General features: G+C 60.6%; 25 protein-coding genes and 1 tRNA gene. 16 read left to right on the top strand and 10 right to left on the bottom strand.

From position 1 onward, the window contains the following. Positions 1 to 23: 23 nt before the first annotated feature. A complete protein-coding gene (locus R1W00_RS13700) occupies positions 24 to 1,565 on the bottom strand; it encodes a PAS-domain containing protein (RefSeq protein WP_317263313.1) in 1,542 nt (513 codons plus the stop codon). 88 nt (positions 1,566 to 1,653) lie between these two features. Further along, on the bottom strand, positions 1,654 to 3,045 hold the full coding sequence (gene regB, locus R1W00_RS13695; protein ID WP_317263312.1) for a sensor histidine kinase RegB: 1,392 nt from the start codon (positions 3,043 to 3,045) through the stop codon (positions 1,654 to 1,656). A 91-nt stretch (positions 3,046 to 3,136) separates the two neighbouring features. On the opposite strand from regB, the gene R1W00_RS13690 reads away from it, so the two are divergent. The 3 genes from R1W00_RS13690 (at position 3,137) to R1W00_RS13680 (ending at position 4,726) form a co-directional block, all read left to right on the top strand. Continuing rightward, positions 3,137 to 3,763, top strand: a complete 627-nt coding sequence (locus tag R1W00_RS13690; RefSeq protein ID WP_317263311.1) for an SCO family protein — start codon at positions 3,137 to 3,139, stop codon at positions 3,761 to 3,763. A 94-nt stretch (positions 3,764 to 3,857) separates the two neighbouring features. After that, positions 3,858 to 4,412: an ActR/PrrA/RegA family redox response regulator transcription factor gene (locus R1W00_RS13685; protein ID WP_317263310.1), complete on the top strand. Its 555-nt coding sequence runs from the start codon at positions 3,858 to 3,860 to the stop codon at positions 4,410 to 4,412. Continuing rightward, positions 4,409 to 4,726 (top strand): hypothetical protein, encoded by a 318-nt coding sequence (locus tag R1W00_RS13680; RefSeq protein ID WP_317263309.1) that lies wholly within the window; start codon positions 4,409 to 4,411, stop codon positions 4,724 to 4,726. The genes R1W00_RS13685 and R1W00_RS13680 overlap by 4 nt, the downstream gene beginning before the upstream one ends. Here R1W00_RS13680 and R1W00_RS13675 read toward each other — a convergent pair. After that, a complete protein-coding gene (locus R1W00_RS13675; protein WP_410901556.1) occupies positions 4,723 to 5,358 on the bottom strand; it encodes a hypothetical protein in 636 nt (211 codons plus the stop codon). The two genes, R1W00_RS13680 and R1W00_RS13675, sit on opposite strands and share 4 nt — an antisense overlap. Before the next feature lie 73 nt (positions 5,359 to 5,431). On the opposite strand from R1W00_RS13675, the gene ahcY reads away from it, so the two are divergent. The 3 genes from ahcY to R1W00_RS13660 all read left to right on the top strand — a co-directional run bounded on the left by ahcY (position 5,432) and on the right by R1W00_RS13660 (position 8,073). Then, on the top strand, positions 5,432 to 6,820 hold the full coding sequence (ahcY, locus tag R1W00_RS13670; protein ID WP_317263308.1) for an adenosylhomocysteinase: 1,389 nt from the start codon (positions 5,432 to 5,434) through the stop codon (positions 6,818 to 6,820). A gap of 14 nt (positions 6,821 to 6,834) precedes the next feature. Then, the gene (locus R1W00_RS13665) at positions 6,835 to 7,575 is read left to right on the top strand and encodes an extensin family protein (protein WP_317263307.1); all 741 of its coding nucleotides are present in this window, start codon (positions 6,835 to 6,837) and stop codon (positions 7,573 to 7,575) included. Between the two features lie 156 nt (positions 7,576 to 7,731). Continuing rightward, on the top strand, positions 7,732 to 8,073 hold the full coding sequence (locus tag R1W00_RS13660; RefSeq protein ID WP_317263306.1) for a DUF2853 family protein: 342 nt from the start codon (positions 7,732 to 7,734) through the stop codon (positions 8,071 to 8,073). A gap of 211 nt (positions 8,074 to 8,284) precedes the next feature. Here the strand turns inward: R1W00_RS13660 and R1W00_RS13655 are convergent, their stop codons facing one another. Genes R1W00_RS13655 through tsaD form a run of 4 tightly spaced genes read right to left on the bottom strand, consistent with a single transcriptional unit; the run spans position 8,285 to position 11,048 of the window. Beyond that, positions 8,285 to 8,710, bottom strand: coding sequence for an EVE domain-containing protein (locus R1W00_RS13655; protein WP_317263305.1), 426 nt, complete (start codon positions 8,708 to 8,710; stop codon positions 8,285 to 8,287). Further along, complete coding sequence (locus R1W00_RS13650) at positions 8,710 to 8,982, bottom strand: YciI family protein (RefSeq protein ID WP_317263304.1); 273 nt, start codon at positions 8,980 to 8,982, stop codon at positions 8,710 to 8,712. The genes R1W00_RS13655 and R1W00_RS13650 overlap by 1 nt, the downstream gene beginning before the upstream one ends. Beyond that, entirely contained in the window at positions 8,983 to 9,951 is a 969-nt protein-coding gene (locus R1W00_RS13645; RefSeq protein ID WP_317263303.1) for an NAD(P)H-dependent glycerol-3-phosphate dehydrogenase, read from the bottom strand. Next, on the bottom strand, positions 9,948 to 11,048 hold the full coding sequence (gene tsaD, locus R1W00_RS13640) for a tRNA (adenosine(37)-N6)-threonylcarbamoyltransferase complex transferase subunit TsaD (RefSeq protein WP_317263302.1): 1,101 nt from the start codon (positions 11,046 to 11,048) through the stop codon (positions 9,948 to 9,950). Before tsaD ends, R1W00_RS13645 begins: the two co-directional genes overlap by 4 nt. A gap of 72 nt (positions 11,049 to 11,120) precedes the next feature. On the opposite strand from tsaD, the gene R1W00_RS13635 reads away from it, so the two are divergent. The 5 genes from R1W00_RS13635 (at position 11,121) to R1W00_RS13615 (ending at position 16,340) form a co-directional block, all read left to right on the top strand. Beyond that, positions 11,121 to 11,846 carry a uroporphyrinogen-III synthase gene (locus tag R1W00_RS13635; RefSeq protein ID WP_317263301.1) on the top strand — a complete coding sequence of 242 codons (726 nt, stop codon included), beginning with the start codon at positions 11,121 to 11,123 and terminating at the stop codon, positions 11,844 to 11,846. 69 nt (positions 11,847 to 11,915) lie between these two features. Continuing rightward, entirely contained in the window at positions 11,916 to 13,190 is a 1,275-nt protein-coding gene (locus R1W00_RS13630; protein ID WP_317263300.1) for a hypothetical protein, read from the top strand. 10 nt (positions 13,191 to 13,200) lie between these two features. Then, positions 13,201 to 14,730: a heme biosynthesis protein HemY gene (locus R1W00_RS13625; RefSeq protein ID WP_317263299.1), complete on the top strand. Its 1,530-nt coding sequence runs from the start codon at positions 13,201 to 13,203 to the stop codon at positions 14,728 to 14,730. Between the two features lie 98 nt (positions 14,731 to 14,828). Next, positions 14,829 to 14,904 (top strand) — tRNA-Thr (locus R1W00_RS13620). 107 nt (positions 14,905 to 15,011) lie between these two features. Next, positions 15,012 to 16,340 carry an integrase gene (locus tag R1W00_RS13615; protein WP_317263298.1) on the top strand — a complete coding sequence of 443 codons (1,329 nt, stop codon included), beginning with the start codon at positions 15,012 to 15,014 and terminating at the stop codon, positions 16,338 to 16,340. Positions 16,341 to 16,483: 143 nt separating this feature from the next. Here the strand turns inward: R1W00_RS13615 and R1W00_RS13610 are convergent, their stop codons facing one another. After that, complete coding sequence (locus tag R1W00_RS13610; RefSeq protein WP_317263297.1) at positions 16,484 to 16,678, bottom strand: hypothetical protein; 195 nt, start codon at positions 16,676 to 16,678, stop codon at positions 16,484 to 16,486. A 140-nt stretch (positions 16,679 to 16,818) separates the two neighbouring features. Between R1W00_RS13610 and ilvA the strand changes: the two genes are divergently transcribed. Next, entirely contained in the window at positions 16,819 to 18,066 is a 1,248-nt protein-coding gene (gene ilvA, locus R1W00_RS13605; protein WP_317263296.1) for a threonine ammonia-lyase IlvA, read from the top strand. On the opposite strand, the gene R1W00_RS13600 is transcribed toward ilvA, so the two are convergent. Next, entirely contained in the window at positions 18,067 to 18,381 is a 315-nt protein-coding gene (locus R1W00_RS13600; RefSeq protein ID WP_317263295.1) for an Hpt domain-containing protein, read from the bottom strand. Between the two features lie 170 nt (positions 18,382 to 18,551). Here R1W00_RS13600 and R1W00_RS13595 point away from each other — a divergent pair, with 170 nt between their 5' ends. Continuing rightward, positions 18,552 to 19,802 carry a PP2C family protein-serine/threonine phosphatase gene (locus tag R1W00_RS13595; protein WP_317263294.1) on the top strand — a complete coding sequence of 417 codons (1,251 nt, stop codon included), beginning with the start codon at positions 18,552 to 18,554 and terminating at the stop codon, positions 19,800 to 19,802. On the opposite strand, the gene R1W00_RS13590 is transcribed toward R1W00_RS13595, so the two are convergent. Continuing rightward, the gene (locus R1W00_RS13590; RefSeq protein WP_317263293.1) at positions 19,799 to 20,245 is read right to left on the bottom strand and encodes an NUDIX hydrolase; all 447 of its coding nucleotides are present in this window, start codon (positions 20,243 to 20,245) and stop codon (positions 19,799 to 19,801) included. The two genes, R1W00_RS13595 and R1W00_RS13590, sit on opposite strands and share 4 nt — an antisense overlap. A gap of 75 nt (positions 20,246 to 20,320) precedes the next feature. On the opposite strand from R1W00_RS13590, the gene R1W00_RS13585 reads away from it, so the two are divergent. Genes R1W00_RS13585 through R1W00_RS13575 form a run of 3 tightly spaced genes read left to right on the top strand, consistent with a single transcriptional unit; the run spans position 20,321 to position 23,080 of the window. After that, positions 20,321 to 21,331: an Hsp33 family molecular chaperone HslO gene (locus R1W00_RS13585; RefSeq protein ID WP_317263292.1), complete on the top strand. Its 1,011-nt coding sequence runs from the start codon at positions 20,321 to 20,323 to the stop codon at positions 21,329 to 21,331. Position 21,332: 1 nt separating this feature from the next. Beyond that, the gene (locus R1W00_RS13580; protein ID WP_317263291.1) at positions 21,333 to 21,929 is read left to right on the top strand and encodes a CoA pyrophosphatase; all 597 of its coding nucleotides are present in this window, start codon (positions 21,333 to 21,335) and stop codon (positions 21,927 to 21,929) included. Continuing rightward, on the top strand, positions 21,926 to 23,080 hold the full coding sequence (locus tag R1W00_RS13575) for a CCA tRNA nucleotidyltransferase (RefSeq protein WP_317263290.1): 1,155 nt from the start codon (positions 21,926 to 21,928) through the stop codon (positions 23,078 to 23,080). The genes R1W00_RS13580 and R1W00_RS13575 overlap by 4 nt, the downstream gene beginning before the upstream one ends. Positions 23,081 to 23,131 lie beyond the last annotated feature (51 nt).

The raw sequence follows: 23,131 nt of genomic DNA, 5'->3' as shown, positions 1-23,131 counted from the left end.
CCAGCGCGCCCCGCAAGCCCGCATCACATCGCGGTTTCCAATGTTTCCATGTCCACCTGTTCAACCACGGCGGGGCGGAACCCCACGATGATCGCACCGCCGGAAATCGGACGGGCGCGCATAGTGATTTGGACCCCGCTGATGTGATCCAATGTGGCGGTCATTTCCTGACGCGGCGCGTGGCCCAGAACCATGTCGCGCAGGGCCATCCATGGTGCGGTGCCGTCAACATTGTCCTGCCACAGGCGGATCGTGTCGTGGATGCCGATTTCCGTCAGGCTTTGCGATGGATCACTGTTCCACAGGGCGACATAGCGCTTGTTCGCCATGGCAAGGATACCGGCGGGGGAAAAGACCGCGACGGCCTCGTCCAGATCATCCAGAACCGCCTGCCCCATTTCCAGTTCCGCGCGGAACCGGCGGGTCAGCGAGATATCGGCGGTGATGTCCTCAAACAACAGGGCAATCGCGCCATCGGGATGGGGTTGGCCGCGCACCTTATAGGTTTGGCCCGAGGGCAGGGACCAGATTTCTTCGTACTGACCGGTGGCGGCGGATTCCTCAAGATTGGCGAAATGGCGGCGCCAGTTGGGATAGTTACGCTGTTCGGGGATCATGTTTTTGTCGCGCAGGGCGTCCAGAAATTCAAACAGCGACGGCCGCCCGACCAGGAACGCGGGCCCAACAGGGCATAGGTCGATCAGCGCGGGGTTAAACATCACCAAATTCCGCGCGCGGTTAAAAATCGCCAGACCGATGGGCAGGCCGGCAAAGGTCTTGGCCAGCGTTTGCATGAACTCACGCAACTGCGCCTCGGCGTGGGCAACGCGGTCGGCGGGCAGGGCAAAGTGCAGCCGCGCATCATCGACGGAAACGGCGCGGCTTTCGAATATCCGCGAGGTGCCGTTGGGCAGGGACAGGGTCACCAAACTGCCATCCGTGGGCAGGTCATCGGGAAACAACGCGGGCAAGGGCCACATCAGGTGATCCTCGGTTTCTCTGACGTCATCCAGCATCGACAGATACGACCGGTTGGCCCAGACAATTGTGCCGTTCTCATCGACCTGCCACGCCAGCATATCCATATGCGTGGCCAGTTGGCGCAGGGTTTCCAGTTCGGTGCGCATGGCGCTGAGGCTGATGTTGTCGATCACCGCCTCGGCCATTTCCGAGGTGTCCTGCACACTGATCCGCGTGACCCCGCCGGAATAGAGGGCATGCACGCGATCCCCGCCCTGTGACGCGGGTAGTTCGGTTTCGCCGATGTCCTGTATCTGGGCCAAATTCCCCGCCAGACCGGGAAAGCGCGGACCCAGAACCGAGAGCAGCCGCGTCCAGTCGTCGTGCCCGTCGGGGGCATTCGACAGCATCTTGCGCGCCTGCGGGGTCGCGTTCAGCAACACAGGCCCGTCGAACAGAAACACCGTCCCCGCCGATAGGGTCTGACGCACCGGAACACGCCCCATGATCCATTGGCTGAGGATTTCACTGGACACCAACGCGGCCAGCGCGATGGCCAGAGAGGTGCCGACGATAACTATGGACAGGGCGATATTGTGATCCATCACGACCTCATAAACTGAGCGTGATCAATCAAGCGCCTGAATGGTTAATCAGTGGTTAAGCAAAAGATTAAAATCCTGCGTTCTTTGGCTAGAAACGCTTGTTTTCATCCCATTTCTCACCGCCTTGGCGCGTCGGGGCCTCGATCAACTCACGCGGCCACAGAACCTCAACCACCGCGCCGCAGCGTTCGGGGCGGGGTCCGTCGTCCATAAACGGGTCAAAACCGTTGGCGAAACTCAGGGACGCGCCGGACCGCTCTAACAAGGTTTTCGCGATGAACAGGCCAAGGCCCATGCCCTCGTATCCCGGTCGTTTGGTGGTCTCGCTGGTGCGGCGATTGCGCATGAACGGATCACCGATCCGCCCGATGATATTGGGGCTATAGCCGTCGCCATCGTCCATGATCCGCACGCCGACCTGATGCTCGGACCACTGCATTTCGACCCAAACGTTGGCCGATGCGAAATCGACGGCGTTCTGCACCAGATTGCGCAGGCCATGGATGATCTCGGGGCGGCGCATGATCGTGGGTTCGCGCGGATCGTTTTCCAGATCGGCGGCGAATTCAAAATGTACCGTCTTGCCACGATCCTGATGGGGCTCGGCGGCCTCGCTGACCACGGTGGCAAAGGGCGCGACATGCATATGTGTGTCGTCCTTGCCCGCGCGCCCCATGGACCGCAGGATATCGCGACACCGGTCCGCCTGATCGCGGATCAGGGCGGCATCGTCCCGCAGATCGGGGTTGTCCGACAGTTCCTCCATCAACTCGGCCGAGACCAGCTTGATCGTCGCCAATGGCGTGCCAAGTTCATGCGCGGCGGCGGCAACGACCCCGCCCAGATCGGTCAGTTTCTGTTCACGAGCCAGCGCCATTTGCGTCGCCAAAAGGGCGTCGGACATGTTGTTGACCTCGGACATGACCTTGCCCGCATAGGCGGCCATGAACACAATCCCGATCAGGTTCGCGACCCAGAATCCGAACCGGAACAGAACGGGCAACTGTTGCACCACGCCGTTTGTGTCGACCAACGGAATATAGGCGAACGCCAGAACGGACATCAAAACCGCCGATGTCGCGCCAAGAACGATGGTCGATTTCACCCGCAGGGCCGTCGCGGACACCGTCACGGGCGCCAACAACAACAAGGCGAACGGATTGTTCAAACCGCCGGTAAAGAACAACAGCAACGTAATCTGCACGATGTCGAACATCAGCATTCCGGCGGCTTCCTGTTCGCTCAGGCGCTTGTTCTCCGGATAGACAAAGATCGAAAACAGGTTCGCGATGATCGCCAGACCCACCGCGAAAAAGCACAGCCCGATCGGCATTTTCAGGTCAAACCACGCCTGAGACACGGTGATCGCAACAATTTGACCGGCAATCGCGACCCAGCGCAGACCGATCAGCGTGCGCAGACGCACCCATTGGGACCGCTTTTGCAACGGTAGAACACCAATATTCGCGGTTTCGGCCATGCGCGCGTTTCCCCCCTGAGGCAAGCTGTACCCTTGTACATTCCGGCCAGACGTTCAATCAATGCACCAAACGTAGAGCCGGAGAAGAACAGTGACACGTATCTATGCCCTAGTGGCCGCAGCCATCGTCGTGATCGGAATTGGTGGCGCCGCCGCGTGGACGTTCCTGAAATCACCCGAGGACCAGTTCGCCCAGTGCAGCGAAAGCACGGTCGCGGGCGGGGCCATCGGCGGGCCCTTCACCTTGGTCAGCGAGACCGGCGCAACCGTGACGGACGCCGACGTGATCACGCGCCCGACCCTGCTCTATTTTGGCTATACCTATTGCCCCGATGTCTGCCCCTTTGACGCCGCCCGCAATGCCGAGGCCGCCGATATCCTGACCGAGCGCGGCTATGACGTGCAGACCGCATTCATCTCGATCGACCCCGAACGCGATACGCCCGAGGTTCTTGCGGAATTCACCGATTACATGCATCCCGACATGATCGGTCTGACCGGCACCCCTGAGCAGGTCAAGGCGGCCAGCACGGCCTATAAAACCTATTACCGCAAGCAAGAGCCCGAAGAGGGCGATGAATTCTACCTCGTCGATCACTCGACCTTTACCTATCTGGTGCTGCCGGAAATCGGGTTTGTGGAATTCTATCGTCGTGAACACACGCCTGAACAAATCGCCGACGGCACGGCCTGTTTCATCGACGCAGCGGGTGCCTAAGATACATCTACGACTGCGTTAAATTGACCGATGGTGTTTAAGTGCTTAGAAACGCTCTAAATAGGAATGCGATGGTATTCCGGAGGAGGGCCAGATGACCGAGCACGAAATCGATACGATCGGCGAAGATAAGTCGCTGTTGCTGGTGGATGACGACGAGCCGTTTCTGCGCCGTCTGGCACGTGCCATGGAAAAACGCGGGTTCGAGGTCGAAACCGCCGAGAGCGTCGCAGGCGGCAAAGCCATCGCGACCGCGCGTCCGCCCGCCTATGCGGTTGTGGACCTGCGGCTTGAGGATGGGAACGGGTTGGACGTTGTCGAAACCCTGCGGGAAAAGCGTCCCGATGCGCGCATCATCGTTCTGACCGGATACGGCGCGATTGCGACGGCGGTGGCTGCGGTGAAAATGGGGGCTTCGGATTACCTGTCCAAGCCCGCCGATGCGAATGACATCACCGCCGCCCTTTTGGCGACCGCCGATGAATTGCCCCCGCCGCCGGAAAACCCGATGTCGGCGGATCGCGTCCGTTGGGAACATATTCAGCGCGTGTATGAGCTGTGCGATCGTAACGTCAGTGAAACCGCACGCCGCCTGAACATGCATCGCCGCACCCTGCAACGCATTCTGGCCAAGCGCAGCCCCAAGTGATCCGCCGCGCCCTGATCGCCGTGATCCTGTCGGGCTGTGCCACTGTTGCACCGCCTGACCAGATTTCGGCGTCTTTGGTCCCTGCATCTGCGGGGATCGACGTGGCGGGCACGGGTCAGGAAATCGGATTTGGACGCCACATCGACGGGGCGATTGCCGCCGTATCGTCGTTCGAGGGCGCGCCGGTTTCAGATACCGGAACCACCTGCCGCGTGGTGGGGTATGCGTCCGGATTACGTCTCTATTTCACCGGAAACGCTTTTTCCGCGTGGTCCTATGACGGGGCCACGGCGGGCGAGGTTTGCGTGCCTTAAACGGCGCTGGGCATCGCGGCCATCAGTTCGGCGTGGCGCGCGGTGTAATCGCGGCGCACCTCGACCGGTGGGCGCAGATGGATGCGCAAACCGTCCATGATCTCGGGGTCCGGTCGCCCGAAGAGCTTGTTCGCCTCGGCCACTTCAAACCCCGCGATTTGCGTCGCCTCAAGCCACGCCGAAAACTTATCCGCCTTTTTGATCCGCTTTTTGATCTGGGCAGGGATTTTCGCGGGCAGGCCGAACCGGATGTGGATCGCCGCGCACAGACGTTGATCCAGAACCTCATATTCCGGTCCCACGGCGGATTTCACGGGCGAAATCATATCGCCGATCACATATTCCGGCCCGTCATGCAGCAAGGCCGCCAGATACCATTGCACCGGATCGCGCGGATACATGCGCCGGTAAATCTGTTCGACCAACAGGGAATGTTCGGCCACGCTATAGGCATAGTCGCCCCGTGTTTGCCCGTTCCAGCGCGCCACAAAGGCCAGACCGTGCGCGATATCCTCAATCTCGATATCGAACGGGGTCGGGTCCAACAGGTCCAGACGGCGTCCGGACAACATCCGTTGCCATGCTCTGGGCTGTTTCACTGCGCGCCACTCCTTTTTGTTATGGCATGCCATGCGCCCGTATCATTGTCGAGTGGGGTCAGGGGTGCTATCTGCTCCACAACAGATACTCAAAGGAGCCGTCCCGATGGCGACAGACTATATCGTAAAGGACATTTCGCTGGCTGACTTTGGCCGCAAGGAATTGTCGATTGCCGAAACTGAAATGCCTGGTCTGATGGCGCTGCGCGAGGAATACGGCGCGGCGAAACCGCTGGCCGGGGCGCGCATCGTTGGCTCGCTGCACATGACGATCCAGACGGCAGTTCTGATCGAAACGCTGGTCGCGCTGGGGGCCGATGTGCGCTGGGCGTCGTGCAACATCTTCTCGACCCAAGACCACGCCGCCGCCGCGATTGCACAGGCCGGTGTGCCCGTCTTTGCGATCAAGGGCCAAACCCTTGAAGAGCATTGGGATTATCTGGACAAGTCGTTCATGTTCGAGGACGGCCCCAACATGATCCTTGACGATGGTGGTGACGCGACCCTGTACGTTCTGCTGGGTGCACGCGCCGAAGCGGGTGAGGACATCATCCCCGTCCCGTCGTCCGAAGAAGAAGAAGTCATCAAAGCCCAGATCGCCAAGCGTATGGCCGCCAGCCCCGGTTGGTTCACCAAGGTCCGCAACCAGATCAAAGGCGTGTCCGAAGAAACCACCACCGGTGTGAACCGCCTGTACCAACTGGTGCGCGACGGTCAGCTGCCCTTCCCTGCGATCAACGTGAACGACTCGGTCACCAAGTCCAAGTTCGACAACAAATACGGCTGTAAGGAATCGCTGGTCGACGGCATTCGCCGCGCAACCGACACGATGATGGCCGGTAAGGTCGCCGTCGTTTGCGGTTATGGCGATGTGGGCAAGGGCTCGGCGGCGTCGCTGCGCGGTGCCGGTGCGCGGGTCAAGGTCACCGAGGTCGATCCGATCTGTGCTCTGCAGGCCGCCATGGACGGGTTTGAGGTTGTTCTGCTGGAAGACGTGGTCGACAGCGCGGACATCTTTATCACCACCACCGGCAACAAGGACGTGATCCGCATCGAGCACATGCGCGAGATGAAGGACATGGCCATCGTCGGCAACATCGGCCACTTTGACAACGAAATTCAGGTCGCGAACCTGAAGAACCACAAGTGGACCAACATCAAAGAACAGGTCGACATGATCGAGATGCCGTCGGGCAATCGCTTGATCCTGTTGTCCGAGGGTCGTCTGTTGAACCTCGGGAACGCCACGGGCCACCCGTCGTTCGTGATGTCGGCGTCGTTCACCAACCAGGTTCTGGCGCAGATCGAACTGTGGACCAAGGGTGAAAACTACGGCAACGACGTCTACATCCTGCCCAAACATCTGGATGAAAAGGTCGCCATGCTGCACCTCGACCGGATTGGCGTGAAACTGACCAAGCTGGGCAAAGATCAGGCCGACTATATCGGCGTGAAACCCGAAGGCCCGTTCAAGCCGGAACATTACCGCTATTAAGTGGATACTCTTGAATGAGTAGATACAGAGAACATAAAGGGCCGCTCGCAACGCTGTGGGCGGCCCTTTTTCTGGCGCTGCTGGGCTGTATCGGGGTCATCGGCTGGAGCATTCTGACCCAACCGGACAGTCCCGTCCCAGATGGCTGGAACCCCTTGGCGCCTTTGCATGTCACTGATGCGGTAACGCCGTTCACACCGATGAAACTGCGCCATGCCGAGATGTCGCTGGACACATGTCTTGCCGCGCTGGACGGGGTGGCGAGCCTGAGCGAAATGACGCCCCTATCGGGTGAGGGTCAGTGCGGTATCGCGGATCGGGTGACGCTGGCCGCCGTGGGGCAGAGCCAGATTGATCCGCTCCAGACCTCTTGCGCCATCGCCTTGCGCACGGCGATGTGGGAACGGCATGGCCTTCAACCCGCCGCTTTGGAAATCCTTGGCAGCCCTCTCACCGAGTTGCGTCAGGTCGGCAGTTACAGTTGCCGCAACATTCGCACCCCCACTGGCAATTCGACCCAGCTCAGCACCCACGCCACCGCCGAGGCGATTGATATCACCGGTTTTGATCTGGCCAATGGCACCACGGTGCGCCTGATCCGCGATTGGGACGGCGATCCGCAAAAGGCCGCGTTCTTGCGTGCCGCGCGCGACAGTGCCTGCAAGTGGTTCGAGACGACCCTGTCGCCCGATTACAACGCGCTGCACGCCGATCACTTTCACCTGCAATCGCGCGGCTGGGGGACTTGCCGCTAGGATGGCGGCGGTTTTTCGGGCCTAACGCGGCTAAATGCGGGGAAAAACGCGGCAAAAAATCCCTTTGTGGATCATGAAATCGCCCGTACCGTGAATATAGCCCGTTTTAGACGGGTCTTTTGGGACGACGAAAACTTACACAGGGTGGGACAGACTATGGGTAAACGCGACGATCTGATCGCCAAATACGCGGACGATCTGAAAGAAAAATGCGGCATCACGCCGGACATGGAATTGCTGAAAAAGGTGACGATTGGCTGTGGTCCGTCGATTTATGACGCCGACGCCTCGACCGTCGCGTCCAGCCAAGAGGGCGAACTGGAAACCGTCAAAAACAACTTCCTCATCAAAAAGCTGGGCCTGTCCGATGGTCCCGAACTGATGGAAGCGATTGACTCGGTCATCGAAACCTATGGCAAGTCCGAGCGCAACAAATACCGCGCCGTGGTCTACTACATGCTGACCAAGCATTTCGGCAAAGAGGCGATCTACGGCTAATCGCGCCGCGCCAAGACGACCGCGCCCGCCCTATCTGGCGGGCGTTTGCATTTCCGGTTTGAGTTAGATTTTAGATACTTGGAATTTGCTGCAGGGCGGCGAATGCGGTATCCATAAAACATCAAGCCAGTAGGGCCCGATCTTCAAAGAACGCGTGTGGTGCGAAATGCACGCGGGGTGAAGGGGGCCCTCTTGGGCGGGGGCCCCCGTTTTATTCCGGATCGGTTAGACTGCCCAATTCACAAACAATCCGCCATTCCTCGTCGCTGACCGGTTGGACCGATAGGCGCGAGTTATTCACCAACACCATTTCGGCCAGACGTGGATCGGTTTTGCATTGATCCAACGTCACCGGTTTCGGCAAGGGGCGCACCGCGCGGATGTCCACACATTCCCAGCGCGGATCGTCGGTTTTGCTGTCGGGATGCGCGGTCGTGATGACCTCAACAATGCCGACGACCGACTTTTCCTTCAGCGAGTGATAGAAAAACCCGCGGTCCCCGATCTGCATGGCCCGCATGTTGTTGCGGGCCTGATAGTTGCGCACGCCGTCCCATTCCTCACCCGCGTCCCCGCGCGCGACCTGTTGGTCCCAGCTCCAGGTGTTGGGTTCGGATTTGAACAGCCAATACGCCATTACCCGATCACCCGGTTCCAGTGCTGAATCGACACGGATTGGAACAGACCGGCCTTGGCATAGGGGTCGTTGGCGGCCCAATCCTGTGCGGCGGCCAGATCGGCCACATCAAGGATCAAGAGCGAGCCGCACATGTTCCCGTCGGCATCCAGAAACGGACCCGCCTGCGCGACGCCGGTTTCTTTCAAATAGGCCAGATGCGCGTCGCGGTTCGCCTTGCGCGTCTCCAGATGGTTTTCCTTGTCGGTGCACATAACGGCAAACAGGGGCATTTATTCCTCCTTCAGGGGTCTGTTCATCAACGCCTGAACGGCGTCAGCAACACTTAGGTTCTGATCCAACACGGCGGCGACCATGGTGGCAATAGGCATGTCGATCGACCGCTGGGCAGCCAGATGCGCCACGGCGCGGGCGGTCGATGCGCCTTCGACCGTGACGGCGGGGTCAAACGCGTCGCCCTGCCCCAAAGCCATGCCATAGCGGAAATTGCGTGACTGTTCCGACGTACAGGTCAGGACCAGATCGCCCAGACCGCACAGCCCCGACAACGTGTCCGGCGCCGCGCCGGAGTGTTCGGCGAACCGCCGCATCTCGGCAAAGCCACGGGTCATCAGGGCCGCGCGCGCACTGTCACCCAACCCCGCACCAATCACGATACCGGCGGCAATGGCGACCACGTTTTTCAATGCCCCACCAAGTTCCGCACCGATGGGATCTGTGCTGCGATAGAGACGCAAAACGGGGGTCGAAAGCAGGGATTGCAATGTCTCACCCGCCTCCGCGTTCGCGCAGGCAAGGGTCAGCGCGGTGGGCAAACCGCGTCCGATATCGGCGGCAAAGCTGGGTCCGGTCAGGATCGCGGAGGTGCTGTTCGGGCAGGCCTGATCGATAATCGCGGTCGGTCCGTTCCCCGATTGCAACGACACGCCCTTACAGCACGCGACCAAGGGCATGCCGTCAAAAACGTCTCTATTCCGGCCTAAAAACGGTTCCAACTGTTGCATTGGCAGGGACAACAGAACCGCGTCGGATTTGGTGAGGTCACTCAGATCGGCGGTCGGCGTCAAGGATGTGGGAAACACCGGTCCGGGCAGGCGGCGGGCATTGCAGCGCGTCGCCACCATGTCCGCCACATGTTCCGCGTCACGCGCCCACAGGGTGACGTCGCGCCCTGCCTCGGCCAAGGCGATGGCCAATGCGGTGCCGAACGATCCCGCGCCGACAACCCCGATCCGGCTCATGCCTTGGCCCCCTTTTTGCCGGAGCCCAGCATCGACGGGCTGCTCTGGTCCAGCGGCCAGCGCGGGCGCGCCATCAGGGTCAGGTCGTCATAGGGTGCGCCGGTGCGGATACGTTCGATCCCCGCCCATGCGATCATCGCCGCGTTATCGGTGCACAGGTTCAGCGGCGGCGCGGTAAATGCAACGCCATTTGCATTGCAAACCGTCTCTAACGCACCGCGAATGGCCTGATTTGCGGCGACACCACCGGCCACGGCGATGGTTGGCGTGGCGGACTTTTGGGTCAGGTAAATGGCCAAGGCGCGGCGGGTCTTTTCAGCCAGAACATCGCACACGGCGGCCTGAAATCCGGCACACAGATCGGCGCGATCTTGTTCCGTGATCCCGCCCTGATCGGCAACCAACGCATCGCGGGCGCGCAAAACGGCGGTCTTGAGACCCGAAAAGGACATGTTACAGCCCTCTTGGTTCAACAGGGGTCGGGGTAAGGAGAACCGGCGCGGATCGCCGGATGTCGCGGCGGCCTCGACACTGGGCCCACCGGGTTGGGGCAGGCCAAGGATGCGCGCGGTTTTATCAAATGCCTCACCGGGGGCGTCGTCGATCGTGCCGCCAAGACGGGTGAATTCGTCGGGCGCGTGAACCATCAGGAACTGACAATGCCCGCCCGAGACCAACAACATCAGGTATGGAAACGCGACCGTGTCAACCAAACGCGGCGTCAGGGCGTGACCAGCCAGATGGTTCACCCCGATCAGGGGGCGGTTCGCGCCGACGGCCAGACCCTTGGCGCACATGACGCCGGACATGACGCCACCGATCAGACCGGGCCCAGCGGTCACGGCAATCGCATCCATATCGCGCAGGGTAACGCCTGCCTGTTCCAGAGCCTGTTCCACGCAGATATCAAGCTTTTCCGCATGCGCCCGCGCGGCAATCTCGGGGACAACGCCCCCATAGGCGGCGTGCAATTCGGTCTGGCCCGCGACGACGGTGGTCAGAATTTCAGGCGATTGACCCGGCGTATGGCGCACGACGGCGGCGGCTGTGTCGTCACAGCTGCTCTCCAGTCCAAGTATGGTCAGGGTGTCTGACATCGCTCTGCCGTTGCAAGGGGTCCCCTTGGCAGGTAACACCAAGATAGGCGACAGACAACACTGGCTAGGACCGTGCAGGGCGCGCAACCGATTATTCTGATCACACGGCCCGAACCGGGGGCCACGCGTTTGACGCAGGCATTGGGCGTGCGCTGTCCGCAGGCGCGGGTGCTGCAATCGCCGGTGATGCGCATCCGGTATATGGACGCGCCGGTCGAGATCGGTGATCGCGCGGTGATCCTGACATCCCAGAACGCGGTGCATTGGGTGGCGCAGACCGGTGTGGTTCCCGCCGGCACCTTGGCCTATTGCGTGGGCGCACGGACAACGGCGCGGGCGCGGGAATTGGGTCTGATCGCGCATCAGATGGGCGACAGCGCCGGTGAACTGGTGACCCGCCTGACCGATACGCCGCCCCCTGCCCGTCTGATCCATCTGCGCGGCGTCCATAGCCGTGGGGACATCGCCGCCACCTTGACCCGCGCCGGTCTGCTCTGTGCGGAACAGGTGGTTTATGCACAGGATCCCGTGCCCCTGACCCAAGCGGCGCAAAGCGCGCTTCAGGATCAAACCCCCGTGATCCTGCCCCTCTATTCACCGCGCAGTGCGGCGTTGCTGGCCGGTGCGGCCCGCGCCGCGCGCGCTCCGTTTTACACCGTTGCGATCAGTTCTGCCGCCGATACCGCGTGGACCGTGCCCCAAACCCGTGCCCGCCACGTGGCCAAGCGGCCATCCGCCGATTGTATGCTCGACACCATAGTCGCCGTTTTTGACGCAGTGCAGAACCTTGAGGGCTAGGCGCGCGCGGGCTAAGTTCATCGCGATAGATCGCAAGACCAAGTTTGATTCATTCAGGAGTACGTGTCAGTGACAGAGTCAAAGAAGCAGAACGCCACTGAGACCGACGAAGCCGATCTGAACACTGATCAAACAGAAACGCCCGACACGGACGCCGATCAAGCCGAGGGCGAGGTCGCCGAGACAACCGAAGTTTCCGCAGAAACAGAGACTGAATCATCCGAGGCCGACGCGCCTGTGGATGAGGTTGAAGACGCCGAGGTGATCGCCGAAACGGACGACACCCCCGCCGATCCTGAACCTGTCGAAGAACCCGTTGCCGAGACCCCGCCGCCACCCCCTACCCCCGAACCCGTGGCCGAAAAATCGGGTGGCTCTGGGTTCACCGCCGTGTTGCTGGGCGGGGTTGTTGCCGCCGGATTGGGCTTTGTCGCGGCGCAATTCGCCGGTCCCCTTTTGAATTCCGCGCCAGAAACGCCTGATTATCAGGCACAGATGGACGCGCTGAGCAAACAAATTGCGGAACTGGCCGACCGCCCTGCCCCTGAACCGGCCGATCCTGCCGCCGCGCTGGAAACGGCGCTGGGCGATAGCCTGAGCGGCATTACTGATGGTCTTGGCGCGGTTGCCGATCAACTGACCCAATTGGACGGACGGATTGTGACGCTGGAAAGCCGCCCTCTGGTCCAAGGTCCCGCCGAATTAGCCGCCACGATCGACACGTATGAGCGTGAGTTGCAAGAAACCCGCGCGCAACTGGCCGAGCAACAGGCGTTGAACGCCGAACTGCTGGCGAAACTGGATGCGACCGCCGAAACCGCGACACAGCGACTGGACGCCGCCGCCGCCCGTTCTGAGGCGATTGCGCAGTCCTCGGCCCTGTTGGCCATTCAGGCCGCATTAGACACGGGTGAGCCGTTCGCAAACGCGCTCAGCGGCCTGACCGGCGCCGATGTCCCCGAGGCATTGAACGCCGTCGCCGACACCGGCGTCGCGTCCCTGTCCCAGCTACAAGCGACCTATGACGATGCGGCCCGCGCCGCCTTGTCCGCGTCCCTGCGGGACCTTGCGGACGGCGATGCGAATGCGCGGATTTCGTCCTTCCTCAAGGCGCAGCTTGGCCTTCGGTCCCTGACCCCGCGTGAGGGCGATGATCCCGACGCGGTTCTGTCGCGTGCACAGGCGGCGTTGGACGGTGGGGATGTCGCCACCGCGCTGAGTGAACTGGACGCCCTGCCCGCCGCAGGTCAGGCCGAAATGGCCGATTGGCGCGCCACGGCACAGGCCCGCGTCGATGCCATCTCCGCCGCCGGTGATTTGGCCCAAACCCTGACAACGAACTAAGGACGAACACATGCTCTGGTCCCTTTTCAAGATTATCCTGTTCGTCGTTCTTGTTGCCGCGCTGGCCTTTGGTGCGGGGATGCTGATTGAAACCGATGCGGCCCTGCGCGTGGCGTTTGGCGGGTGGGAATTCACCCTCAAGCCGCTACAGGCGGTGATCGTTGGCGCGCTGTTGTTGGTGGCGGTCTGGCTGTTCATCAAACTGCTGGGCCTGCTGTTGGCCGTGATCAAGTTCATCTCGGGCGATGAAACGGCGATCTCGCGCTATTTCAACCGCAACCGCGAACGCCGCGGGTTCAAGGCACTTGCCGACGGTATGATGGCGCTGGCCTCGGGCGATGGGCGTGAGGCGATTGCCAAGGCGACCAAGGCGCAACGCCTGCTGAACCGTCCCGAACTGACCAACCTGTTGACCGCGCAGGCGGCGGAATTGGCTGGTGATCGACGCAAGGCGACCGAGACGTATAAGGCCCTCTTGCAAGACGACCGCACGCGGTTTGTCGGTGTGCGCGGTTTGATGAAACAAAAGCTTGCCGATGGGGACAAGGACACCGCGCTGCAACTGGCGAAAAAGGCGTTCGCCCTAAAACCCGCGCATGAGGACACCCAAGACGTCCTGTTGCGCCTACAGGCCGAGCACGCCGATTGGGCCGGTGCCCGCCGCACCCTGTCGGCCAAGTTGAAACACGGATCCCTGACCCGCGATGTGCACAAACGCCGCGATGCGGTTCTGGCCCTGTCCGAGGCCAAGGATGTTCTGGACGATGGCAAATCGATTGAGGCGCGCGAGGCCGCGATTGAGGCAAACCGCCTGTCGCCCGACCTGATCCCCGCCGCCGTTATGGCCGCACGCGGGTATGTCGAGAACGGCAAACCGCGCTATGCGAACCGCGTTCTGAAAAAGGCATGGGCCGCCCGCCCGCATCCCGATCTGGCCGCCGCATTCGCCGCGATTGAACCCGATGAGACGCCGACCCAGCGTCTGGCGCGGTTCACCAAGTTCGTAGCCGGAACCGAGGGCGACAGCGAAACGCGTATGTTGTTGACCGAATTGCACATCGCGGCCGAGGATTTCCCAGCCGCGCGCAAGGCGCTGGGCGATCTGCCGGAAACCGAACCGACCGCCCGCAGCCTGACCCTGATGGCCGCGGTTGAGCGCGGTTCGGGATCGGATGACGCGGTGGTGCGCGGCTGGCTTGCGCGTGCCCTGACCGCGCCGCGTGGCCCGCAATGGATTTGCGATAACTGCGGCACTGTTCATGCGGAATGGGGTCCGGTCTGTAGCAACTGTTCGGCCTTTGACACCCTGGCGTGGAAAGAGGCGCCCGCCGGTGATCTGGCCCTCACGAACAACGCGGCGGGCATGTTGCCCCTGATCGTCGGCGCGCTTGAGCACCACGAGGAAGAGATCGAAGAGGTTGAACCGGTTGAGGTGATCACCGACGAACCCGGCCCCGAGGTGCGCCCCGATGTCCCGCCCGAAGAGGTGGATGAGGTTGAGACGACCGATACCCCCGAGGATGAGGTCAAATCAGCCTGATCCGCGATATTTCAAACGGCGCGCGACGTGATTGATGCGCGCCGTTTTCGATCTTGCACAAGCCACGTCGCGGCGCTACAAGACCGCGCACAGCAAGTGCCGCTGTAGCTCAGCTGGTAGAGCACGTCATTCGTAATGATGGGGTCGGGGGTTCGAGTCCCTTCAGCGGCACCACTTTTCACGCCTTAAAGTGTTGAAAAGTAAGAAAATTCCGCGCATAAAGTTGCCATTGTATCCACACCTGTATCCACACGGGAGTGATTTGGTTGCGGAATTTGGTCGTGGAATATCTGAAACAAGACCCCAGAAACGGCAATTGGCTCTATCGTCGGCGGGTGCCGAAAGTCCTCAAAGAATTGGTCAAGAAGACTGAGTTCGTTCAGACCCTTGGTCGGACCAAGCAGGACGCCCTCGTCAACTACGGACCAACCCACCAGAAGATCGAACACCTAAAGGCGTTGGCCGAACGAGGTTACCAAGAGCTTTCCCCCGCAGAGACCCGAGAGGGCATGATCGCCCTGTTAGAGGAGTGGGGTGCTGACCCGTTTTCCGGTGGCCGTGACGAGAATGAAAGAACATGGCGGGAAGTAGAGGCCGAGCGCCTTGTCGGGCCCTATCAGGACGACCTGACAGGGGAATATGATGAGGTTCCAAAGGACAAGGATGAACTGGCGTCTGTGCTACTGGCAGGTGTCAGCGAGGATAGGCCGGAACCAACCATCACCGATGCCTTCAAATTCTACCTTCAGGAAAACCTGAAAGGGACCGCTGAGAAGCAGAGGAAGGACATTCAGAGGCTTCGGCGGGCGGAACGTGATCTGCTGGCGGCTGTAGGGTCCGACAAGTTTTTGTCCCAGCTAAAGCGTGAAGATGCCCGTAAGTGGCGGGATATGCGTCTCAGCGCCAACGTCAGCCCCGCTACGGTACGGCGTGAAAAGAACACGATTTGCGCGGTCATCAATCTGGCCCGCAGTGAACTGGACGCAAGCGGGGAAAACCCGTTCAGCCAATTGAAACTGCCCAAGTCGGAAGCCAGTCGCCAGAACCAGCGCGAAGCCCTTCCGCAAGAGGTGATTGATGGGGTCTACAAGGCGCTGGGTGAGGGGCCACAGGACCTTCTGGCAATCTGGACGCTTCTGGATCACACCGGAGCCAGACCCAGCGAGATAAGCGAATTGCTACGCGCAGAGGTCATCTTGAACCATTCCATACCACACATCGTCATTCGCGAACGCGACGACCGCAGCCTGAAGACCACATGGTCAAACCGCGAAGTCCCCCTTGTGGGTCCCGCGCTGGAAACCGCCAAGTCGCTCTTGCAAGGGACAGGGGAAGGGACCGCCCCGCTCTTCCCACGGTTTCAAGGCGATGGCGGAATGGACCGCCTGTCCAAGGCCCTCACCAAACGCATCAGGGCCTTCACACCCGACAGGAAACACATCCCCTACAGCCTGCGGCACAACATGAAAGACAGGCTGAGGTTCGCAGAGGTATTTGAGGCAACCCAAAGGGCCCTACTGGGTCACTCGTACGGTTCTGGGGAGGCCGCGTCATACGGCGGCGCGGTATCGCTTGAGAAGAAAAAAGAGGCGCTTGGTCTTACGCTATAAACTCATGCGGCCGTAGAAGCAGGCGAAAACGCCTACGCGCCGTGTACATTCTCAAACCATGTGGGAAACGGTGGAGTCTTTGCGAGGCGCATTTCACCGCGAACACCCAACTCCAACCGTTCCGCACACCAGTCTCGTGGCGCCTAATGCAAACCGCCTAGGTCGGCCAATTCCCGCAACAACGCGTCGATTGCTGTATCGAACCCTGCTTCATATGGGTCCAGATAGAATAGGTCCGCCTGAACCTCGGCCATGGTGCGCGGTGTGGCCGCCGACAACGCGCCGGTGGTTGCCCCGATCAACAGGGCGATGCCTAATCCGTTCAACAGTGTTTTCATCAAAGTGCCCTCCGTCATGATGATGAGGACAGTCCACCGCAGGACGGTTACGAACGGCTTAACCACAGGCAAATTGTGATCAAACGGGTGCGGCGGCGTTGGCTCTTGTCAGGGCGTCGAATTCGCGCGACAGATCGGGGATGACCGATTTTGTACATTCCGCCCGCGTGGCCGAACAGGCGATGCGCGTCCTGTTTCCGCCGACCCCGTTGTTGCGCAACGATTTTCTGTCCCAGCGCTTTGGGGCCGATATCTGGCTCAAGCGGGAGGACCTGTCGCCGGTGCGGTCCTACAAAATTCGCGGGGCGTTCAACGCGATGCGCAAGGTTCTGGCGGACAAGCCGGATCAAAAGGTGTTCGTTTGTGCCAGCGCAGGGAATCACGCCCAAGGCGTCGCGTTCGTTTGTCGCCATTTCGGGGTGAACGGGGTGATTTTCATGCCCGTCACCACGCCGCAACAAAAGATCGACAAGACCCGCGCCTTTGGTGGGGACAACGTCGAAATCCGTCTGATCGGGGACTATTTCGACGACACCTTGGCCAATGCGCAATCGTTCTGTGCGCGGGTCGGGGCGCATTTTCTGTCGCCGTTTGACGATGACGATGTGATTGAGGGACAGGCGTCCGTCGCGGTCGAACTGTTGAACGTCATGGAGCACGCGCCGGACATCGTTATCCTGCCCGTTGGTGGGGGCGGCTTGTCCGCCGGTATGCGCAGCTATTTTGCCGAGGTCAGTCCCCAGACCGAGTTCTGGTTTGTCGAACCGTCGGGCGGTCGGTCGCTATATGCCGCCGTTCAGGCCGGTGAGCCGGTGACGCTGGATCATATCGATACGTTTGTGGATGGGGCCGCCGTGGCGCGGATCGGGACCAAAACCTTTGCCGCCCTGCGCGACGTGCCCGCCGATCACGTTCTTGGCGCGCCCGAGGACCGGATTTGCGCCACGATTTTGGAAATGCTGAACGTTGAGGGCATCGTGCTGGAACCCGCCGGTGCTCTGTCGGTCGATGTGTTGCCCGAACTGTCCGCGCAGATCGCCGGAAAGACCGTGGTCTGTGTGACGTCGGGCGGCAATTTCGACTTCGAACGCCTGCCCGAGGTCAAAGAGCGCGCCCAGCGTTATACGGGCGTCAAAAAGTACTTTATCCTGCGCCTGCCCCAGCGTCCGGGGGCGTTGCGCGACTTCCTCGAAATCCTTGGCCCGGATGACGATATCGCGCGGTTTGAGTACCTCAAGAAATCCGCGCGCAACTTTGGCTCGGTCCTGATCGGGATTGAAACCAAGGCACCCAAGAACTTTGACCGATTGTTCGCGCAACTGGATCGGGCGGGGTTCACCTATCAGGATATTACCGAAGACGAGATGTTGGCCCAGTTCCTGTTGTGATCAGGCGGCGGCCTGCAGGTTGTTCAGCCCACTCAGGAAGACGGTCCGAGAGTCATGATAGGTCGCGCGGATCGCGGCCAGATCGACCTGATCCGCGGGCGTCTGTTCTGCCTCGGCGCAGGCAGCACAGAATTCGTTGAATCCAAGGTTGGCCGCCGAACCCTTGATAAAATGCAGCGTCGCCGGAACATCGCATTCCGGCGTTAAGGATTCCACGCTCTCATCCACCTCGTCCAGAAACAGTTCGACCACCTCGTCAAAGGCGTCTTCACCAACCTCGGCGCGTAACTCTCTCACTCGATCCCAATCAATCATAACAACACCCCCTCAGGCGTTTGCGGAATGCCCCCACATCCACCACCATTCCTACGCACCAACCGTTAACGGTTCCTAACCGAGCACGGATCACATCCATTCAATTGAATCTTTCACGGCCTCTTAAGGGTTCTGGGCGAATGTGAGCCCATGACGATGAGGATGGATTCGTGCAGCCAGTAAAGAGTGAACCGGAAATCAGTGCCAAAAGGCGCGTCTTGTTGGTGGATGATAGCCGCCTGCAAAGGCGCATCCTGAAACTGATGCTGACCAAATGGGGGTATGAGGTGGTTGAGGCCGCGTCGGCCGCCGAAGGGTTGCAGATCTGCGCGGTTCAACCAATCGATATCGTCATCAGCGACTGGATGATGCCGAATATGACAGGCATTGATTTTTGCGAACATTTCCGCGCGCTGGGGCGTGACAGTTACGGCTATTTCATTCTGCTCACCTCGAAATCCGAGGCGCGCGAAATCGCCCGCGGATTGGATGTCGGGGCGGATGATTTCCTGACCAAACCTGTGGATAGTGGCGAGTTACGCGCACGTTTGCGGGCGGGGGAACGCATCCTGCAAATGGAGGCCGCCCTCAGCCAAAAGACCATACAGGTCGCCTCGGCCTTGTCCGAGTTGCAGACCGTCTATGATTCCATCGACCGCGACCTGCAACAGGCCCGAAAAATTCAGGAATCTCTGGTGCCCGACAGTGTGCTGCATTTCGGCAAAAGTACCGTTTCGATGTTGCTGAAACCCTGCGGGCATGTTGGCGGCGACCTTGTTGGTGCGTTTTCACCGGGGCCGAACCGGATCGGATTTTACAACATCGACGTGTCCGGTCATGGGGTGACCTCGGCGATGATGACCGCACGTTTGTCGGGGTATCTGTCGGGCCGCCACGTGGAACAGAACATCGCGCTGGAGCAGCGGTTTGATAAATTCTATGCGCTGCGCTCGCCCGAGAACGTGGCGAACATCTTGAACGAACGTTTGCTCTCGGATCAGGGCGTCGAGGAATATTTCACCATGATCTATGGGACGGCCGACCTGACCAACGGGATTGTCCGTCTGGTTCAGGCAGGCCATCCGCCTATGTTTCTGCAACGCGCGGATGGCTCGGTTGAGGTTCTGGGCGATGGCGGGATGCCCATCGGCCTGTTGCCCGAGCCCGAATTTGACTGCATCGAACTGCGCCTCAATCCGGGGGATCGGGTGTTTTTGTGCTCGGACGGGTTCACCGAAAGCGTGGACCGCGAAGGCGTGATGCTGGACGACGACGGTATGGCCGCGATGATCGAGGCCGCGCATGATGTGCGGGGCAAGGATTGTCTGGACGGGCTGTTCTGGTCCCTGACCGAACGCCGCCCCAATGCCCCGCTTGAAGACGACGTGTCCGCCATCGTTCTTGAATACAACGGGTCCTAACGCGTCCCGATCAATGCGCGCATCAGAAACTGTCGGTCTCCGTCATTGCCCAATTCGGCAATCGCGACCTCGGGCGACATCCAGACGGCGGTATGGCCGGGCTCACTTGGCGGGCCGATCGGACGTACAGGTTGGGCGTGATAAACGGTACAGACCTTTTCCGCCCACAAATCGTATTCCGGCATATAGGTAAACCGGCGAAACGCCCCCAGACGCCGCACGGGTTGAATGGTCCAACCGGTTTCCTCAATCACCTCGCGGTGCAGCGCCGCCAATGGCGATTCTCCCGGATCAATGCCGCCCCCGGGCAGTTGATATTCCGGATGGGGGTCCTGTTGATGGGTCACCAAAACCTGTTGACCCCGCAGCAGAACGGCATAAACCCCGTGCCGCACAGTGTAGGTCTGATCAAGACGGGGCGGTTCACCGATACGTTGGATCATAATGTTCCCTTGGTCTGGCTGTTGTGACCACTATATAGACACGGTATGCCAAGCACAGGCTTGCAAGGAAACCCCATGACACTTGGTTCTAAAATCGCTTGGGACGATACGGTCCTGCCGTTCCAACTTGACCACAGCGACATCCGTGGGCGCGTGGCCCGTTTGGACGGGGTGTTGGACGATGTTCTGAAACAGCACGACTATCCGCCCGTGATTGAGGCGCTGGTGGCCGAGGCTGCATTGTTGACCGCGCTGATCGGGCAGACGGTCAAACTGCGCTGGAAACTGTCGCTGCAAATCCGCGGGGATGGACCCGCGCGTCTGATTGCGACGGACTATTATGGCCCGACCGAGGACGGCCAACCTGCCCGTATCCGCGCCTATGCAAGCTTTGACGAAACCCGCATTCAGGCCGATGTAGACCCGTTTTCGCAGATCGGCCGCGGCTTTTTCGGCATCATGATCGATCAGGGCAAGGGCATGACGCCCTACCAAGGGATCACGCCAATTGCGGGTGGGTCCCTGTCGGCCTGTGCCCAGACCTATTTTGCCCAGTCTGAACAAATCCCGACGCGTTTTTCACTGGCCTTTGGGAAATCCGTTCTGGCCGGTGACGATGAGGGGTGGCGCGCGGGCGGCGTGATGCTTCAGCATATGCCCAAGGCCTCGCCCCTGCGGGCCGAAGCATCCGAGGACGGCGGCGACGATCAGGGTCTATTGCGGGCCAATGATATCCTCGACGGCGATGATGAGGAAAACTGGAACCGCGTGAACATGCATCTGGACACCGTGGACGAACTGGAACTGGTGGGCCCAAGCGTGCATCCTACGGACCTGTTGGTCCGTCTGTTCCATGAGGAAAAGCCGCGCGTGTTTGATGCGCAGCCGGTGACCTTTGGCTGTACCTGTTCCGAGGATCGCGTGCGCCAAAGCCTGTCGATTTATTCCGCCAAGGACATCGGCCATATGACCACCGAAGATGGCAAGGTCACCGCCGACTGCCAATTCTGTGGCGCGCACTACGTGCTGGATCCCGCGACCGTCGGGTTTGAGGGATCGGCGCCAACCGACGAGGATCAGGACTGATATGGATACCCTTCTGCAGCATCTGACCTCTGCGGTGGCTGCGGAGGGGACCCAATCATCCGATTTCGACCTGAACCCAGACACGGTTCTGCCCGCCGACCGCACCTTGCGTGCGGCGGGGGTTCTGGTCGGGGTGATGGACGGGCCGGATGGTCCGTCGGTGTTGCTGACCAAACGCTCATCCAAATTGAAACACCATCCGGGACAGATCGCCTTTCCCGGTGGCAAGGTTGAGCCCGACGATCTAGGCCCCGTTCAGGCGGCGTTGCGCGAGGCGCATGAAGAGGTCGGCCTGCCCCCCGAAAACGTGCGTGTCATCGGGACGATGCCGACGCATGAAACCGTCACGCGGTTCACCGTGACACCGGTTTTGGCTTTGATAGAGACTGATTTCACGCCGAAACCCGAGGTCGGCGAGGTGGATGAGGTGTTCACCGTGCCCCTGTCGCACGTCACAAATCCGGACCGTTTTTCGGTTGAGGGACGCCACTGGCGCGGGACGCGGCGGCATTATTTCACGGTTCCCTATGGGCCCTATTACATCTGGGGTGCGACGGCGCGCATTCTGCGGGGGCTGGCGGACCGGTGGCCGCAATGACCCGTATCCGTGCGGACTGGATCGACCGGCCAGCGACGCGCGCTGTGACCGATTGCCTGACCCGTGCGGGATTTCAGGCCTATTTCGTCGGCGGATGCGTGCGAAATGCCCTAATCGGTGCACCGGTCAGCGACATCGACATTGCGACCGATGCGTTGCCCCAACAGGTTCAGGATTGTGCGGCGGGCGCGGGTCTGCGTCAGGTTCCGACGGGGATTGAGCACGGCACGATTACCGTTGTGTCCGACGGCATCCCACATGAAATCACCACGTTTCGCCGTGATGTAGAGACGGATGGCCGTCACGCCACCGTCGCCTTTTCCACCGATCTGCGGGATGACGCGGCGCGGCGGGATTTCACGATGAATGCCCTTTATGCCGCGCCGGATGGGACGGTTGTTGATCCGTTAGTCGGCATCCCCGACCTGAATGCGCGACGTGTCCGTTTCATCGGTGACCCGAATGCCCGCATTACCGAGGATTACCTACGTATCCTGCGGTTTTTCCGCTTTCACGCGTGGTACGGGGACGTGGCCCAAGGTGTGGATCCAGACGGGTTGGCGGCCTGTGCGGAAAATCTGGAGGGTCTGGAGCATCTGGCCAAAGAACGTGTGACGACCGAGCTGATCAAGTTGTTGTCCGCGCCCGATCCCGCGCCGTCGGTGGCGTCCATGCGGGTCAGTGGGGTTTTGAATGCGCTGCTGCCTGGCGCGGATGACCGCGCGCTGGCCCCGTTGATCCATTTGGAAACGGCGGTGGATGCGCCGCCAAATCCGATGCGCAGATTGGCCGTTTCAGGTGGAATAGAGCCTGAAAATCACCTTCGCCTATCGCGCGCGCAGATGAAAGAATTGACCGATCTGCGGGAAATGATTGCGTCGACTGAAGGCCCCGCCGCGCTGGGCTATCGGTATGGGGTGGATGCGGCGCGGGACGGAATTTTGGCGCGTTCGGCCATGTTAGAGACTGTTTTACCGCCCGATGCGCCGGATCAGATCGCCAAGGGCGCGGCGGCCATATTCCCCGTGACAGCACAGGATTTGATGCCGGACTATGCGGGCGTCGCGCTGGGCCAGCGGCTAAAGTCCCTGAAATCCGATTGGATCGCATCGGGTTTCCGATTGACCCGTGACGAATTGCTGAAACGATAGGGGTCATACCCCTGTGACGGGCCACAACTAGGATGGCGCGACCAAGTAAAG

It is taken from the genome of Rhodovulum sp. FJ3, assembly GCF_032918305.1.
In the GTDB taxonomy this organism is placed as follows: Bacteria; Pseudomonadota; Alphaproteobacteria; order Rhodobacterales; family Rhodobacteraceae; genus SAT37.
This window is presented reverse-complemented; position numbering and strand designations above follow the sequence as displayed.

Coding starts and splice junctions, on each gene's coding strand:
- R1W00_RS13655 (WP_317263305.1), bottom strand. CDS start 8,710: ATGGCGTATTGGCTGTTCAAATCCGAACCCAACACCTGGAGCTGGGAC.
- R1W00_RS13585 (WP_317263292.1), top strand. CDS start 20,321: ATGACACTTGGTTCTAAAATCGCTTGGGACGATACGGTCCTGCCGTTC.
- R1W00_RS13700 (WP_317263313.1), bottom strand. CDS start 1,565: ATGGATCACAATATCGCCCTGTCCATAGTTATCGTCGGCACCTCTCTG.
- R1W00_RS13590 (WP_317263293.1), bottom strand. CDS start 20,245: ATGATCCAACGTATCGGTGAACCGCCCCGTCTTGATCAGACCTACACT.
- R1W00_RS13665 (WP_317263307.1), top strand. CDS start 6,835: ATGAGTAGATACAGAGAACATAAAGGGCCGCTCGCAACGCTGTGGGCG.
- ilvA (WP_317263296.1), top strand. CDS start 16,819: ATGACCGATTTTGTACATTCCGCCCGCGTGGCCGAACAGGCGATGCGC.
- R1W00_RS13685 (WP_317263310.1), top strand. CDS start 3,858: ATGACCGAGCACGAAATCGATACGATCGGCGAAGATAAGTCGCTGTTG.
- R1W00_RS13645 (WP_317263303.1), bottom strand. CDS start 9,951: ATGAGCCGGATCGGGGTTGTCGGCGCGGGATCGTTCGGCACCGCATTG.
- R1W00_RS13600 (WP_317263295.1), bottom strand. CDS start 18,381: ATGATTGATTGGGATCGAGTGAGAGAGTTACGCGCCGAGGTTGGTGAA.
- R1W00_RS13580 (WP_317263291.1), top strand. CDS start 21,333: ATGGATACCCTTCTGCAGCATCTGACCTCTGCGGTGGCTGCGGAGGGG.
- tsaD (WP_317263302.1), bottom strand. CDS start 11,048: ATGTCAGACACCCTGACCATACTTGGACTGGAGAGCAGCTGTGACGAC.
- R1W00_RS13575 (WP_317263290.1), top strand. CDS start 21,926: ATGACCCGTATCCGTGCGGACTGGATCGACCGGCCAGCGACGCGCGCT.
- R1W00_RS13625 (WP_317263299.1), top strand. CDS start 13,201: ATGCTCTGGTCCCTTTTCAAGATTATCCTGTTCGTCGTTCTTGTTGCC.
- R1W00_RS13675 (WP_410901556.1), bottom strand. CDS start 5,358: ATGGCATGCCATAACAAAAAGGAGTGGCGCGCAGTGAAACAGCCCAGA.
- R1W00_RS13610 (WP_317263297.1), bottom strand. CDS start 16,678: ATGAAAACACTGTTGAACGGATTAGGCATCGCCCTGTTGATCGGGGCA.
- ahcY (WP_317263308.1), top strand. CDS start 5,432: ATGGCGACAGACTATATCGTAAAGGACATTTCGCTGGCTGACTTTGGC.
- R1W00_RS13650 (WP_317263304.1), bottom strand. CDS start 8,982: ATGCCCCTGTTTGCCGTTATGTGCACCGACAAGGAAAACCATCTGGAG.
- regB (WP_317263312.1), bottom strand. CDS start 3,045: ATGGCCGAAACCGCGAATATTGGTGTTCTACCGTTGCAAAAGCGGTCC.
- R1W00_RS13660 (WP_317263306.1), top strand. CDS start 7,732: ATGGGTAAACGCGACGATCTGATCGCCAAATACGCGGACGATCTGAAA.